16 protein-coding genes are annotated in these 14,142 nt (G+C 52.8%); 12 read left to right on the top strand and 4 right to left on the bottom strand.

Annotated elements, in window-relative coordinates; all coding sequences use genetic code 11:
* Window positions 1–91 precede the first annotated feature (91 nt).
* Entirely contained in the window at window positions 92–1,600 is a 1,509-nt protein-coding gene (gene pap, locus Q8W22_RS00715) for a polyphosphate:AMP phosphotransferase (RefSeq protein ID WP_303434629.1), read from the top strand.
* Between the two features lie 24 nt (window positions 1,601–1,624).
* Here the strand turns inward: pap and Q8W22_RS00710 are convergent, their stop codons facing one another.
* A complete protein-coding gene (locus tag Q8W22_RS00710) occupies window positions 1,625–1,777 on the bottom strand; it encodes a cell developmental protein SirA (protein ID WP_303434628.1) in 153 nt (50 codons plus the stop codon).
* A gap of 56 nt (window positions 1,778–1,833) precedes the next feature.
* Complete coding sequence (locus Q8W22_RS00705) at window positions 1,834–2,403, bottom strand: hypothetical protein (protein ID WP_305451345.1); 570 nt, start codon at window positions 2,401–2,403, stop codon at window positions 1,834–1,836.
* 249 nt (window positions 2,404–2,652) lie between these two features.
* Between Q8W22_RS00705 and Q8W22_RS00700 the strand changes: the two genes are divergently transcribed.
* Window positions 2,653–2,907, top strand: coding sequence for a YkgJ family cysteine cluster protein (locus Q8W22_RS00700; RefSeq protein ID WP_303434626.1), 255 nt, complete (start codon window positions 2,653–2,655; stop codon window positions 2,905–2,907).
* 23 nt (window positions 2,908–2,930) lie between these two features.
* A complete protein-coding gene (locus tag Q8W22_RS00695) occupies window positions 2,931–3,254 on the top strand; it encodes an NGG1p interacting factor NIF3 (RefSeq protein ID WP_305451344.1) in 324 nt (107 codons plus the stop codon).
* Window positions 3,255–3,275: 21 nt separating this feature from the next.
* Here Q8W22_RS00695 and Q8W22_RS00690 read toward each other — a convergent pair whose 3' ends face one another.
* Window positions 3,276–3,824 carry an NUDIX hydrolase gene (locus Q8W22_RS00690; RefSeq protein WP_303434624.1) on the bottom strand — a complete coding sequence of 183 codons (549 nt, stop codon included), beginning with the start codon at window positions 3,822–3,824 and terminating at the stop codon, window positions 3,276–3,278.
* 355 nt (window positions 3,825–4,179) lie between these two features.
* Here Q8W22_RS00690 and Q8W22_RS00685 point away from each other — a divergent pair, with 355 nt between their 5' ends.
* The 4 genes from Q8W22_RS00685 (at window position 4,180) to Q8W22_RS00670 (ending at window position 7,969) form a co-directional block, all read left to right on the top strand.
* Entirely contained in the window at window positions 4,180–4,791 is a 612-nt protein-coding gene (locus tag Q8W22_RS00685) for a CoA pyrophosphatase (protein ID WP_303434623.1), read from the top strand.
* A 72-nt stretch (window positions 4,792–4,863) separates the two neighbouring features.
* Window positions 4,864–5,094 (top strand): DUF1289 domain-containing protein, encoded by a 231-nt coding sequence (locus Q8W22_RS00680; RefSeq protein WP_303434622.1) that lies wholly within the window; start codon window positions 4,864–4,866, stop codon window positions 5,092–5,094.
* Between the two features lie 137 nt (window positions 5,095–5,231).
* A complete protein-coding gene (gene purT / locus Q8W22_RS00675) occupies window positions 5,232–6,455 on the top strand; it encodes a formate-dependent phosphoribosylglycinamide formyltransferase (protein WP_305451343.1) in 1,224 nt (407 codons plus the stop codon).
* Between the two features lie 257 nt (window positions 6,456–6,712).
* Window positions 6,713–7,969: a permease gene (locus Q8W22_RS00670; RefSeq protein WP_305451342.1), complete on the top strand. Its 1,257-nt coding sequence runs from the start codon at window positions 6,713–6,715 to the stop codon at window positions 7,967–7,969.
* A gap of 39 nt (window positions 7,970–8,008) precedes the next feature.
* Here Q8W22_RS00670 and Q8W22_RS00665 read toward each other — a convergent pair whose 3' ends face one another.
* Entirely contained in the window at window positions 8,009–8,557 is a 549-nt protein-coding gene (locus tag Q8W22_RS00665; protein WP_305413723.1) for a YaeQ family protein, read from the bottom strand.
* A gap of 262 nt (window positions 8,558–8,819) precedes the next feature.
* Here Q8W22_RS00665 and Q8W22_RS00660 point away from each other — a divergent pair, with 262 nt between their 5' ends.
* The 5 genes from Q8W22_RS00660 to Q8W22_RS00640 all read left to right on the top strand — a co-directional run bounded on the left by Q8W22_RS00660 (window position 8,820) and on the right by Q8W22_RS00640 (window position 13,987).
* Window positions 8,820–9,077, top strand: a complete 258-nt coding sequence (locus Q8W22_RS00660) for a helix-turn-helix domain-containing protein (protein WP_303434618.1) — start codon at window positions 8,820–8,822, stop codon at window positions 9,075–9,077.
* A gap of 250 nt (window positions 9,078–9,327) precedes the next feature.
* Entirely contained in the window at window positions 9,328–9,936 is a 609-nt protein-coding gene (locus Q8W22_RS00655; RefSeq protein ID WP_303434617.1) for a TMEM165/GDT1 family protein, read from the top strand.
* A gap of 106 nt (window positions 9,937–10,042) precedes the next feature.
* Window positions 10,043–10,285, top strand: a complete 243-nt coding sequence (locus tag Q8W22_RS00650) for an Rpn family recombination-promoting nuclease/putative transposase (protein WP_305451341.1) — start codon at window positions 10,043–10,045, stop codon at window positions 10,283–10,285.
* Window positions 10,286–10,601: 316 nt separating this feature from the next.
* A complete protein-coding gene (locus tag Q8W22_RS00645; RefSeq protein WP_305451340.1) occupies window positions 10,602–12,647 on the top strand; it encodes an NADPH-dependent 2,4-dienoyl-CoA reductase in 2,046 nt (681 codons plus the stop codon).
* Window positions 12,648–13,330: 683 nt separating this feature from the next.
* A complete protein-coding gene (locus Q8W22_RS00640; RefSeq protein ID WP_303434615.1) occupies window positions 13,331–13,987 on the top strand; it encodes an MHYT domain-containing protein in 657 nt (218 codons plus the stop codon).
* Window positions 13,988–14,142 lie beyond the last annotated feature (155 nt).

Here is a 14,142-nt window from a genome sequence, read left to right as displayed (position 1 = left end):
CAGTTCTGCTGAATGCTGCAAAAATAAGACATTGTGCTTGCCTGGATTGCGCGCACACTATTCGCTCGATAGACACTGGAATGGAGAGACTATGTTTGAGGTTGCAGAACTGGGGCAGGCACTGTCTCGTGAGGAATTTGATAAACGGGTTCCGGAATTACGCACCCAGTTACTGGAAATGCAGCGGACACTGAGCCAGGCCGATTTTCCGGTTATTGTGCTGGTCTCCGGCAGTGATGGTGCCGGCAAGGGGGTGTTGGTCAATCGTCTGAACGAATGGCTGGATCCTCGTTATCTGCGCACGCTGGCATTTGATGATAAAACCCAGGATGAGCGCGAACGTCCAGATTACTGGCGCTTCTGGCAGGCTCTGCCGCAGAAGGGTCGTATCGGGCTGTATATCGGCTCCTGGTACAGCGACCCGATTGCCTTGCGGGTCGACAAGACTCTGAATGACATTGAGCTGGATGGTTATCTGGCGCACATTCGCATCTTTGAGCGTATGTTGGTTGAGGATGGCGCACTGGTTATCAAGCTCTGGCTGCATTTGTCGAAAGACCAGCAGCAATTGCGCTTGCAGCAACTGGCATCGGACCCGGCAACGGCCTGGCGTGTTACTGAAAAAGACAAGCTTCACCTGGCCCTGTATGACGACTTTCGCTCAACGGCAGAACATACCCTGCGCCAGACCAGCACCGCCGAAGCTCCCTGGGTGGTGATTGAAAGCGCGGACCCCAACTATCGCGATATCACGGTGGCCAACCATTTGCTGGAGCGGATACAGCAGCATCTGACGTTACATGCCCATAGCGATGCCGCCCAGGACGACGAAAACAGCGAGACTGTGGCACTGATTCACCGTCAGAAAACCCTGCTGGGGAATCTGGATATGGATCAGTCACTCGACAAAAGCACCTATCGTCAGAAGCTGGAGCACTGGCAAGGCAAGTTGTCGTTACTGGCACGGCGAGCCTATGAGCAGCAGGTCTCCATGGTGATTGTGCTGGAAGGATGGGATGCCGCAGGCAAGGGCGGTCTGATTCGCCGTATTGTCCCCGCGCTGGATGCCCGTAATTATCAGATCATACCGATTGCGGCTCCAACGGATGAAGAAAATGCCCATCATTATCTCTGGCGATTCTGGCGTCATATTCCCCGTGATGGACGAGTAACCATGTACGATCGCAGCTGGTATGGGCGAGTACTGGTTGAACGGGTAGAGGGCCTGGCCAGCCGATCTGAATGGTTGCGGGCCTACAGTGAGATCAATGATTTTGAATCACAGCTGGTTGAGCACGGAACGGTCGTGGTGAAATTCTGGCTGCATATCGATGCGGACGAACAGCTCAAGCGTTTCAAGGAACGCGAAACCATCAGCTACAAGCGTCACAAGATTACTGACGAAGACTACCGTAACCGGGAGCGCTGGGTTGATTATGAGCAGGCAGTAAATGATATGGTGGAGCGCACCAGTACCGAGGTTGCACCATGGCACCTGATTGAAGCCAACAGCAAACGTTTTGCCAGAATCAAGGCACTGAAAATACTGTGTCAGCAGCTGGAACAGCGACTGGGTGTCAAAGGCAAAGGCAAAGAGTAAGTATTGGATGGAATCAGAGGCTCGCTAGCGATTCTCTGACTCCAGAATTTCCAGTAACCGGCGAGTAATGGCCTCAAACAACTGGGCCTGCTCATTATCGGAATCAGCCGTCAGGCTGTACATCAGGCTTTCAATTTCGGAGCGGGACATATAGCGGACGGTGACAGGGTTGGTCATAACATTCCCAAATGGCAAGCGCCTGGGGTCAAGCGCTTCAAGTAAACGGATCTGAATTAAAAGCGATAGCTGATCAGGGCACTGGTCAGCCAGACGTTCGGGCGTTGCCCGGAAGCGCCTGTGCGTCGATTCTGGTTGCGATAATCCTGGTCGTCACGGAAAGTACCGGCAATATCGAGCGTGACAGCCCCGAGCTGATAGCCGGTACCGATTTGCCAGCCCCAACCATTAAATACACCGGTTCGGCGGCCGTTGTTACCCTGCAAGGCAATCTTTTCACGGTGCCAGGCCGGGCCGGTATAAAGACGAAAGCCGGGTTGGGACAAACCCCACCCCCACATTAATTGGGTCTCAAAGCCGGTAACATCCTTGCCATCCTGATGTATGCGGTAGACTAAAAAACGTGTGGCGGTGTGATCCGACTGGGGGTATTCAGCAAACAGCGACATGCCTGTATCGCCAGCATCCGTGAAGTAATCCGCCCCAGGATCAATATCCAGCGTAGTGGCTGCCAGACCAACCCGAAAGTTGGTGTGGTCGTCCTTACTGCTGTCTGCTGCAAAGGCCAGTTGACTGGAAGCCAGCAGCGCTAGCGTACAAACCGGGCGAAAAGCAATAGCCTTCATGGATTGACGTCCTGGATACATAAATAGTGCCGGAAGGCTAAACCACAGGGCGCTGGATGGCAAGGGTATGAAACGGCCATGCCGGGTGTTGCTGCCGCGCTTTGTTGCGTTGTGTGAATTGCTTCGACCTCTGGTATGGGAGTCAGTGTGGCGTATCGTTTCCGGATGGTATGAGCTTGCGTGGCCTGGTTGAGTGGCCTGGTAATGTGTTGGTCTGATTGTTGATCGTTGTTGATAGGAGCATGGTATTTGGAATGTCGACTTGGTTGTGGAGCTTGCTGTATCGCACCGTCGATCAGTGCGCCGATCCCCGGTATGCCTGATGGCAAACGGGCAGGGGAACGTTGTATTCAGCTGGCAGATGATAATCTCTGCCGTATCTTTGCTTCACCGGAACGGCCGCAGGTGTGCGGGCAGTTTCAGGCGGAAGCCGATTTTTGTGGCGACAGCCGTGAACAGGCACTCATCATCTTGACGGGGTTGGAGCAACTGACCGATAGCTGAGTTGAAACCGACAGGAGAAGTATATGTACAAAGTGGGGTTTTACGTGCCAGTCAGCCATCTGGCATCGGTGAAGCAAGCGGTCTTTGCCTCTGGTGGTGGCCAGTTGGGGGAATACAGCCAATGTTGCTGGCAAGTGCTGGGAACCGGGCAATTTTGTCCGTCCACTGCGGCTAACCCTTATCTTGGCCAGTCCGGGCAGCTGACCCGGGTTGATGAATACCGGGTTGAACTGGTCTCTGCCGACGATTCTGTCCGGGCGGTGCTGGCAGCCTTGCGGCTGGCACACCCGTACGAAGAGCCGGCATTTGATCTGGTCAGGCTGGTGGATGAGTCTGAATTACCCTGATTCTTGCGCCAAGGTGCCGGATTACTCCGGCTCGCTGCTCAGCCGGTTGCGGCTGATATTGAAAATGTGTGGTTGAGCTGGATGTGGATTGTCGAGATAGCGTCGTAATGTCTGTTCGACGGTAGCGAATGCCAGCGACTGCCAGGGAATATCTTCGGGAGCGAACAGGGCAACTTCCAGACTTTCCGGGCCGGATGAAAACTCGGGCGTAGGTAAATCTGCCAGAAAAAACAGATGCACCTGACTGATATGGGTGACGGAAATCATGCTGAACAGCGACGTGATATTGACCTTGGCGTAGGCTTCTTCCCAGGTTTCCCGCAAGGCTGCCTGCTCGGTACCTTCGTCGTTTTCCATAAAACCACCGGGCAAGGTCCAGTAGCCCAACCGGGGTTCAATAGCGCGTTTGCAGAGCAAAATCTTGCCTTGATACACAGGTAATGTGCCAGCGACAATCCGGGGGTTGCTGTAGAATATGGTATCGCAAACGCTGCATACATCGCGTTCATGGTTGTCCCCTTCGGGGATGCGTCGCTCGATGATATTGGCGCACTCGCTGCAGTATTTCATCCCGTCCTCATTGTGATTTGCCGATGCTCTGGTGATGGTCTGGCCGATCAATCAGACACTTGTCATGAGTATACCTTGTTCATTCCTGCCCGGCTGCGGAAACCGCGCATCCCGCTGTGGTGGTTGTCCGGTATCTCTGCCCGGTATCTCTGCCGCAGTAAAGGAGCGGGATACTGAGTGATCAGGTGCCCATCGGTTTGGACTGACGTCTAGTTGATTTTTTAAAAAATGACTATATTTACTCATCATGAGGAATGTTTTGGCATATAATCTGCTTTAGCCGGTTGTCCGGTGCTGGAATAATTTCTGGCTCTTTTTTTGGCGATTACAAGATCGCCCTACTAAACTGTTAAACATGAATCAATACGACCTTTTTTTACGATTATCCCAGGAGTGGCAGGACCATGAACCCCGACACTTCTCCCGTGCCGGTCTGCGTGAAGCAGCGGTTCTGGTTGCTGTTACCGATCACCCCCATCAGCCATCATTATTATTAACCCGTCGCGCACAGGGCATGCCAACCCATCAGGGTGAAGTGGCTTTTCCTGGAGGCAAACGGGATGAGGTAGATACTGATCTGATCGCGACGGCACTGCGTGAAGCTCACGAAGAAGTCGGGCTGGCTCCAGAGCATGTCAAAGTGGTGGGTATACTGGATCAGGTAGTCTCCAAGTTCGGCTTTCTGGTGACACCGGTATTGGCCGTTATCCCACATGATGTGGCATTGACAGCCGACCCTCGTGAGCTGGATTGCTTGTTCCATGTGCCGCTGACCTTTTTTAATCAACCGCCCTCTGATTATTTTCATCGTGAAGGGATCCGTATGCCTACCTGGATGTATGAGCGTTTCCAGATCTGGGGGCTGACGGCCTATATCACCGCTGAAATGATGAACCGTTATTTCTCCTCGAACATCGCTTTGGGGAGCGTGGCGCCCGCCACCGCAGAAGATCCTGAAGACGTGTAATTCAATCGTCTTGTTCTGATCTGGCCCAGCAGGTAGCATTCACGTTTTGCTGACTGCTGCTGGAGGCCGTACTTGTCTACGGATACGACGCCATCTGCCGGAACTGGTTTACCGGTCAAATCCCCTTGTGTGCACGTGTGTGTGCTGGATAACCAGGACATTTGTCAGGGCTGTTATCGTACCGGACTGGAAATCAGTCGCTGGGGACGAATGACCAATCCTGAAAAGCGTGATGTGCTGGCCCTGTGTCAACAGCGAGAGCAAGCATCCGGCAACGTATTTGTTATCACGCCCCCTTCCTGAGTCTTTTGCATACGGCACCCTGATGTGTCGATTTTATTCATTGTTGTTTGGTGTGTTTTTTATTGCCATGAGTGACGGCTGCTGTGGCAGCTCTCTTGCTGGCCTGTTTGCCTGATAATCTGCTAGAGAATCTGATTATGTCTGATGTGACTGCTGCCCTGAATCCACCGGTTATCGGTACTCCTTTTTCTGCGACAGCAACCCGGGTGCTGTTGTGTGGCTCGGGCGAGCTCGGCAAGGAAGTGGTGATTGAACTGCAGCGCCTGGGTTGTGAAGTGATTGCCGTTGATCGTTACGCCAATGCGCCGGCGATGCAGGTTGCAGATCGCTGTCATGTGATCAATATGCTTGATGGTCAGGCCTTGCGTGCGGTGATCCAGCAGGAGCAACCGGCTCTGATCGTGCCGGAAATCGAAGCCATTGCAACGGTAACCCTGGCCGAACTGGAAAGCGAAGGTTTTCACGTAGTGCCGACGGCGCGGGCAACCCAGCTGACCATGAACCGGGAAGGTATCCGTTGTCTGGCGGCAGAAACCTTGGGGGTGCCCACATCAAGTTATCGTTTTGCTGCCTCAGAAAGTGAATTTTACGCCGCGGTGGAAACGATTGGTTTACCCTGTCTGATCAAGCCCATCATGAGCTCCTCAGGCAAAGGACAAAGTTTTGTCCGCACGGCCGACGAGCTGGCTGCGGCCTGGCGTTATGCCCAGGAAGGTGGGCGTGCCGGGCAGGGCAAGGTGATTGTTGAAGGCTTTGTCGATTTTGACTTTGAAATCACTTTGTTAACTATCCGTCATAGTGATGGTGCCGGCGGTACCTTGACCAGTTTCTGTGAGCCGATTGGGCATCGCCAGCAAGACGGCGACTATCAGGAATCCTGGCAGCCACAGCAAATGACCGCTGCCGCGTTACAACAGGCGCAAGCCATTGCGACCACGGTGACCAGTGAGCTGGGTGGTTGGGGGCTGTATGGCGTTGAATTGTTTGTGAAAGGTGACGAGGTGATTTTCAGTGAGGTCTCACCACGCCCACACGATACCGGGCTGGTAACGCTGATTTCACAAGACCTGTCAGAGTTTGCCTTGCACGCTCGGGCGATTCTCGGATTGCCGATTCCGTCGATTCGCCAGTTCGGGCCGTCGGCATCAGCGGTAGTGCTGGTGGAGGGGCAGTCAGGTACGATGCAATACGGCAACCTGTTTACCGCCATGATGGAAGCCGATACCCAGCTGCGTCTGTTTGGCAAACCGGAAGTACAGGGCAAGCGACGTCTCGGTGTGGCGTTGGCTCGGGCTGAGTCAGAGGAACAAGCTCGCAACAAGGCCAAACGCAGCGCTGATGCGGTCGTGGTCAGTTTGTAGTTATTGTCAGTTGTTGGTTGTTGGTTGTTGGTTGTTGGTTGTTGGTTGTTGGTGGCTGGCCAGTGGCCAGCCACCTCAGAATCAAAGCACCGCGGCAATTATCGATTTGCCGCTGCTCTGGCGGAACTTGTATGTTCTGTTCAAATCCATTCCCTTGCTGTATCCCCGACGAAAGTATTGTGTTCAGGCTAACTTTTTCGGCACTATACAGGCTGCGAATAATAGTCATTTGAATATATGGCATGGTGGAGTCGACAATGAGTGAATCCGGGCGCTGTTGCGGTAGCAGTGACAGTAGCAAGTCATCTTGTTTAAGTGAATCAGGTGTAGCCAATACCGAACCTGCTGCAGTATCGGCAGGTAGTTGCTGTGGTGGTGCCCCGGCAGTGGCGGCTGGCCCTGTTGTGTTTGTACCTGCGGCGGCTGCAACAGCGGCCAGGGCCACATCTTCCAGTTGTTGTGGCGGCGGTGATGAATCGACTGATGGCGCCGATTGCTGTGCCCCGAGTGCCTCGTTTGACTGGGTATTGTGGGGCAGCGGCCTGTTTGTCGTTGCCGGTTATCTGGGCTGGTTGTCACTGGGCGATGTCGGATTAACCTGGGTATCCACCCTGATGCACACCTCGTTCGAAATGGTCAACGCCATGTGGTGGGGGATTATTTCGGCATCTGTCTTTGTTGGTCTGCTCGGGCGGATTCCGCGTGAGCTGGTGATGTCGGTACTGGGACAGGCGGGGACGCAGCAGGGTATTTTTCGTGCCACTCTGGCCGGGCTGATGCTCGATCTCTGTAATCACGGCATTTTGATGATTGGTATGAAGTTGTATGAGCGCGGCGCCAGTATTGGTCAGGTGATGGCATTTTTGATTGCCAGCCCATGGAACTCACTAACCCTGACGCTCATTCTGGTTGGCCTGATCGGCCTGCAGTGGACATTAACCTTTATCGCCGCGTCGTTAGTGATTGCCTGGATCAGCGGGCTGATATTTGATCGGCTGGTCGTGAAGGGTGTGTTACCTGCCAATCCCCACCATCAAGAGCCACAGCCAGTAAATGCCAAAGCCATATTGAAGCAGGTCTGGCGCGATGAAGACTGGAGCTTGCCAGGCCTGGCAGCCATGTTCTGGCAAGGATTAAAAGAATCGCGGTCGGTGTTGCGCTGGGTATTTCTGGGCGTGGTGCTGGTTGCGCTGGTGCGGGCCTTTGTGCCGGAAGAAAGCTTTAATACCTGGTTTGGCGCAACGGCCGCCGGGATGTTTATGACCTTGCTGGCGGCCACCGTGATTGAAGTGTGCTCGGAAGGCTCCAGCCCAATCGCTGCCGATCTGGTGACACGTGCTGCAGCACCAGGTAACAGTTTTACCTTTCTGATGGCGGGTGCTGCAACGGATTACACCGAGATCATGTCGCTTAAAGACACGACACGGAGCTGGAAGATCGCGCTGTTTTTGCCGTTGATCACGGTGCCGCAGGTACTGTTGATCGGCTGGTTGATGAACAGCGTTGGTAGCTAGTGGGGACATCCGTTCCCGCGATGCGCTGGCTCGTAACAGTCAGCTATCGTGCGGATGTAATCGCTGTGGTTGTATTTCGATACTGCCCTGGTCGTTACCGAGCCACAGGGTAGCGTCCTGGATACTGGCTTGCAGGCGCATGGTGCGGTCGTAGAGTGAAGTCAGTTGTGCGATAGCATCGGCATCGAGGTTGTAAACGCTGAGGTTGTCAAAGCGGGCGCAGCTATTTTTGAGGCTGTCCCACCAGGGCAGAGCGGTACGACCATGGTATTCATAAATACGCACTTGCTGGGCTTTCTGGCAGGCTTTACGGATGCGTTTTTCGTCTGGCTGTCCCAATTCAATCCAGAGCAGGGTTTGATCACTGTAGTCTTTTTCCCACAGTTCCGGTTCGTCATCAGTGCTGAGTCCACGGGTAAATTCCAGCGTATCGCTGGCATTCAAAGCAAATACCGCAATGCGGGTCATTAAACGGGTCAGTGTCTCAGAAGGGTGCTGCGCCACGGTCAGGTTGTACGTCTGATAATGGTGGCGATCCATATCGGATACAGCCAGCTCGATTTTACAAATGGTTGCCTTGATGGCCATGGAGGTTCCAGCAGCTGAATATCGGGCCGTGAGTTTACCTTGGCGTTTGTTCAATAGCACGATTTGTACTGCGCCCTGCGATTTTCTGGAGAATCTTCAGGTTTCAGCTATACCTACATTATATGAATCAGACAGACGAACAGAGAAACCTGCTGGTTTCCTGATGTATTCGGCTGTATTTAACCGTGATTGCCATGGGCGGTGAGCCAGGGCATTACAGAGATTAAGGGCGCGTTTTGTTATGAACTTTCAAGAGTTGGATATGCCGGACCTGTTGGCCGAAGTGGGTGTGCGGGTGCGGGCAGCCAGGTTGATGGTCAACCTCAGTCAGGAGCAATTAGCGCGTGAAGCAAGGGTCAGCCGTTCGACGATCAAACGACTGGAAGGTGGCACCGACAGTGTCAGCTTATCCAACTTGCTGGCGGTACTGAAAACCCTCGATTGCATAGATATGTTTGTTAATGCGTTGCCAGAGCCAGAACACTCTCGCCAGCGTGCATCCCGCACCATGGGCTATTAAGCCGGACTCGCCCATATTTTTGACAATATCGGCCTTCCGCGTTAGATTGCAGCCCTCTCTTGGGGGAGTAGTCTGACGGGCGTTAGTTGTTTGTTACAAACAATCACGTTCGTATCCTGTGTCAACATACTTGAGCCTCATGCTCATGGCACCGGAAGTATACTGTGCTGGACAAGACCTGAGACGAATACTGGTTCCATGGGTGGCTGCCAGGATTCGTCTTTGGTGTCTTGCCGCCCGGTAACGTTAGATGATCACAACGCCCGAGTCGTTTTTCTTTTCCGAGCTGTTTTCCTCGGCTTTTTTATCCTCTTCTGTTGCGGTTGCACTGGCTGAAATCGGCGATAAAACCCAACTGCTGACGCTGTTTCTGACACTCAAATTCCGTAATAAATGGGCCATTGTACTGGCGATTATTCTGGCGACTCTGGTAAATCATGGCTTGTCGGCCTGGTTTGGGAGTTGGCTGGGGGATGGCCTGGCAATATGGCTAAGCAATGGCTGGGTCGACGGTCTGTTGTCTGGCAGTTTTGTGGTGATGGGATTGTGGATTCTGGTACCCGACAAAGACGATGAAGATGAATCCCGCTTTCTGGCCCTGGGTGCATTTGTTGCTACACTGATACTGTTTTCGCTGGCAGAGCTGGGGGATAAAACCCAGATCGCGACGGTATTACTCGCAGCGGAATGGCAACAACCCTTACCGGTGACACTCGGAACCACACTGGGTATGTTGATCGCCAATGTGCCTGTGATTTGGTTTGGTCAGGCCTTGTTGCAGCGGTTGCCAATGAATACTGTTCGTTATGTGACGGCCATTTTCTTTATTGTGGCGGGGCTGTGGGTTCTGGTTCGTTAGGGGAAACGTAAGCAGCTCCTGCGCTCGGCGTGGTACCCGATGGGTGAGCGCAACCCGATATCCGCTATACTTTCGCGCACCTGCACATCTGAGCCGGCCTGCGCCCATGACCGGGCCCCCCATAAGCCACATAATCCCCACGACCGCTTCTTCCGCAGCGCCATGGAAAACCACGCCGTGGCGCTGGATTTTATGCTTTATTACCCCGGAGCCGGTGTTGCAAGCGCTGGATACCGACTTACTGGCCTTGCCGCACGACAGCTATATCGACACCGAATTGGCCGAAAGCCTCTCTGATCTGGTGTATCACTGCCAACTGGCGGACTGTTTCAGCGCCCCATTGCCCTGATCGACAGTAACCAGTTGTCCGATGACCAATCCAAGCAATAACAATGGGTCGACATCGTCGCCTGCGTCCTGGAGCTGGGGCGTTACGAAGCTCAAAAAGCCACCGAACTGAATATGCTGAGAGTGGGTGGCTCTGCATAACCTCATAATTCCTCCATCTAACCCCTGATGATGATGGCCACCTGCTTGATGTCATAAGTCTATTGGTATTAAGGGATTAATGTTCCATTGGGTTTCTTATTTGCTCTGTCTGGTTATTGTTTGCTGGCTGCCAGCCACTACACTGAAGGTAACGATAATAATCAGAGCATGCATCCATGAGCCGCTATCCTCATCTTTTTCAGCCCCTTGATCTTGGTTTTACACAACTTAAAAACCGGGTAGTGATGGGGTCCATGCACACGGGTCTGGAAGACCGGCCCTGGCACTTCTCTGAGTTGGCAGCGTATTTTGAAGAGCGGGCCAAAGGCGGCGTTGGGCTGATTGTGACCGGTGGTTTTGCTCCTAACCGGGCGGGTGATTTGTTGCCGTTTGGTTCCAAGTTGATCAGTTCCTGGCAGGTGCCGTTTCACCGCAAGGTAACGGCGGCGGTGCATCGGCATGATGGCAAGATTCTGATGCAAATCCTCCATGCCGGGCGTTATGGCTATACGCCATTCAGTGTGGCTCCCAGTGCCATTCAGTCGCCGATTACTCCTTTTAAACCGCGTGAACTGAGCGCCAGCCAGATCCGTACCACGATCAAACACTTTGGTCGGGCGGCCAGTCTGGCTCAGCAAGCGGGTTATGACGGCGTCGAAGTGATGGGGTCGGAAGGTTATTTTATTACCCAGATGCTGAATCAGCGTACCAATCAGCGTACGGATGAGTGGGGCGGTAGTTATCACAACCGCATGCGCTTTGCGCTGGAAGTGATCCGTGAAATCCGGGCGCAGGCCGGGGATCATTTTATTGTGATGTTCCGGCTGTCGATGCTGGATCTGGTGGATGGTGGCTCTACTGCAGAAGAGATTATCGAATTGGCTCTCGAGTTGGAGAAAGCCGGGGTGAACCTGCTTAATACCGGGATTGGCTGGCATGAAGCCCGGGTACCGACCATTGTAACGTCGGTGCCTCGGGGGGCTTTTGTCGAGGCGACTGCGCAGGTCAAGCAGGCGGTATCGATTCCGGTGGTGGCGTCCAACCGTATCAATATGCCAGCCACGGCAGAGGCCATTGTGGCGCAAGGTCAGGCGGATATGGTGGCCATGGCGCGACCGTTTCTGGCGGACCCGGAATGGGTTATTAAAGCCGAGCAGGGCCGTGAAGATGAGATCAATACCTGTATTGCCTGTAATCAGGCGTGTCTGGATCATACCTTTGCCAATAAACGCGCCAGCTGTTTGGTGAATCCACGGGCTTGTCATGAAACGGAACTGGTCTGGCAACTTGCCACGACGGTGAAGCGGGTGGCGGTTGTTGGGGCTGGCCCGGCGGGATTGGCGTGTGCGGTGGTGGCGGCCCAGCGTGGCCATCAAGTAACGCTGTTTGAAGGGCGGGACTTTATCGGCGGGCAGTTTAATCTGGCGTCGCGTATTCCGGGTAAAGAAGAATTTCAGGAAACCATTCGTTATTACCAGACCATGATTACCAAACTGGGCATTGATTTGCGTCTTTCGACACGTGTCAGTGCCGACGGGTTACGTCAGTCCGGTTTTGATGAAGTGGTGGTGGCCACTGGTGTTGAACCTCGTCTGCCTCAGGTTGATGGTATCGACCATGCCAGTGTGATGACGTACCAGCAGTTGTTGAGTAATGCAGTAACAGTTGGCGCTCGGGTGGCCATTATGGGAGCCGGGGGAATTGGTTTTGATGTGGCTGAATATCTGACTCAGGAAGGAGAGTCAACGACATTAAATGCCGAACACTGGCGCTCGGAGTGGGGAGTGGATGTTCGCAGTCAGGTGCGGGGTGGTCTGGTGACTCCTGATGTTGAAGCGTCACCGCGTCAGGTCTACCTGCTGCAACGCAAGTCATCCGCGCTGGGCAAGGGTCTGAACAAAACCACGGGCTGGGTACACCGGGCGACGATGAAAATGAAGCAGGTCGAAATGATTGCCGGGGTGCAGTACGACCGTATTGACGATCAAGGGTTGCATATCCGCATCGTGAAGGGAGAGGAGACCGAAGAACGTGTGTTGGAAGTGGATCATGTTGTGGTGTGTACCGGGCAGGAATCGGTGAATCAGCTTTACCATGATTTGCAAGCCCTGTTGGTGGATGGTTCCTGCGGTGTTCATCTGGTGGGCGGGGCTGAGTTTGCCGGTGAGCTGGATGCCAAGCGGGCAATCCGTACGGCGAGTATTCTGGCGGCTTCGCTTTAGGGGATATCTATTTAATCCTGCACGGCTCGCTTGGGGTAGCCGAAGCGTGCCATTTCACAGCGTTATTGTTTATTCGGATGTTGTCGTGGGCAGCCGATTGGTTTTCTGTTTTTCGGAATGATTGATTTTTATATTGATATAACTCTTATTAAATGATTTTTAACCAGGTTGGTTTAATGCATTCCTGTTGTTGTTGTTGTTGTGGATTATTTATGGTTTTTCAGCATGTATTGTTTTTGTATAAGTTTTATTTTTAACTAATTATTGTAAGCTATTATTTGTTAATTATCTGTAACGTTTTGTTAATTTACAATAAAGTCAATAGAAAACTCTTGGATTTTGCGGATATTTCACGTCATTGAAGTTGATTTGTATCAAAAATAGACTATATTGCCAGCTATCCATCAGATGATTATGATCTTTTGCTTGTTTGTACTCCTTGTTCAGACTTTATGCAGAAGTTATTCATTGATGATAATTCTATCAATTTAAATGCGGCCAGAGGATGGTTTGGCTGTGTTTTTCCACATTTTTATATGGGATCAGTGTGCGCTGGAAAATGCGTACGCGTATCTGATTTTGAGGTGATATTAATGGCTTCTGAATACAACTGGGCAATGGTTTTGCTCTCGTTCTGCATTTCTGTATTGGGATCATATACAGCACTAAGACTTGTGCAGGGCATGATTACATCACAAAAGGAAAGCGTGCTGTTCTGGGTGGTGGGAGCGGCTCTTGCCTTGGGTGGTGGTGGTGTCTGGGCGATGCATTTTGTTGGCATGTTGGCTTTCGACACCGATGCCAATTATGGGTATGAGCTGGGTATGACGCTGGTATCCCTGCTATTGGCTGTTGTTGTTGTTGGTCTGGGGTTGCTTATTGTCGGGCGTAATCCGGACAGTTTGCCTCGATTGCTGGGTGCCGGGTTGGTTACCGGGTTGGGTGTCGCTTCAATGCATTACACCGGTATGGAAGCGATGGTTATGCCAGGTGACATGATTTATGACCCTGCCTTGGTGGGTGCCTCGGTTCTGATTGCGGTTGGGGCTGCGATTTGCGCATTCTGGCTGTCGTTTAATATCCATACCTTTATGATGAGAAGCATCAGTTCCATCATTATGGCGGTGGCTGTCTGTGGCATGCACTACACCGGTATGGCAGCGATGCACATCAGTTATATTGCGGCCCCTGCGAGTGAATTGTCACTCTTGAAGTATCAGGCGACGCTGAACCCTGGTGTGTTGGCGGTATTGATCGCTGTTGTTGTGGTGGCGATGTTGTTGGCGTTGCTGGTCGGCACCATGGATAGTTTGCAGAAGCAAGAGCGTCGGGTGGCGTAATTTTCTTCGGCTTATGGATATATTTACCGTGCATGCTGGTGGTGTGCACGGTGAGTTCTTTTCCTCTCTTCCTCTCTGACCTGACCTGACCTGACCTGACGACTCCAGGTTTTGAGCACTGCGTGGGTCTTGCTTTGCGACTGGCCATCGTTGTC

Source organism: Oceanobacter sp. 1_MG-2023, from assembly GCF_030689025.1.
Taxonomy (GTDB): Bacteria; Pseudomonadota; Gammaproteobacteria; order Pseudomonadales; family Oceanobacteraceae; genus Oceanobacter.
The sequence above is the reverse complement of the archived record's forward strand: the minus strand, read 5'-3'. Positions and strand labels throughout refer to the sequence as shown.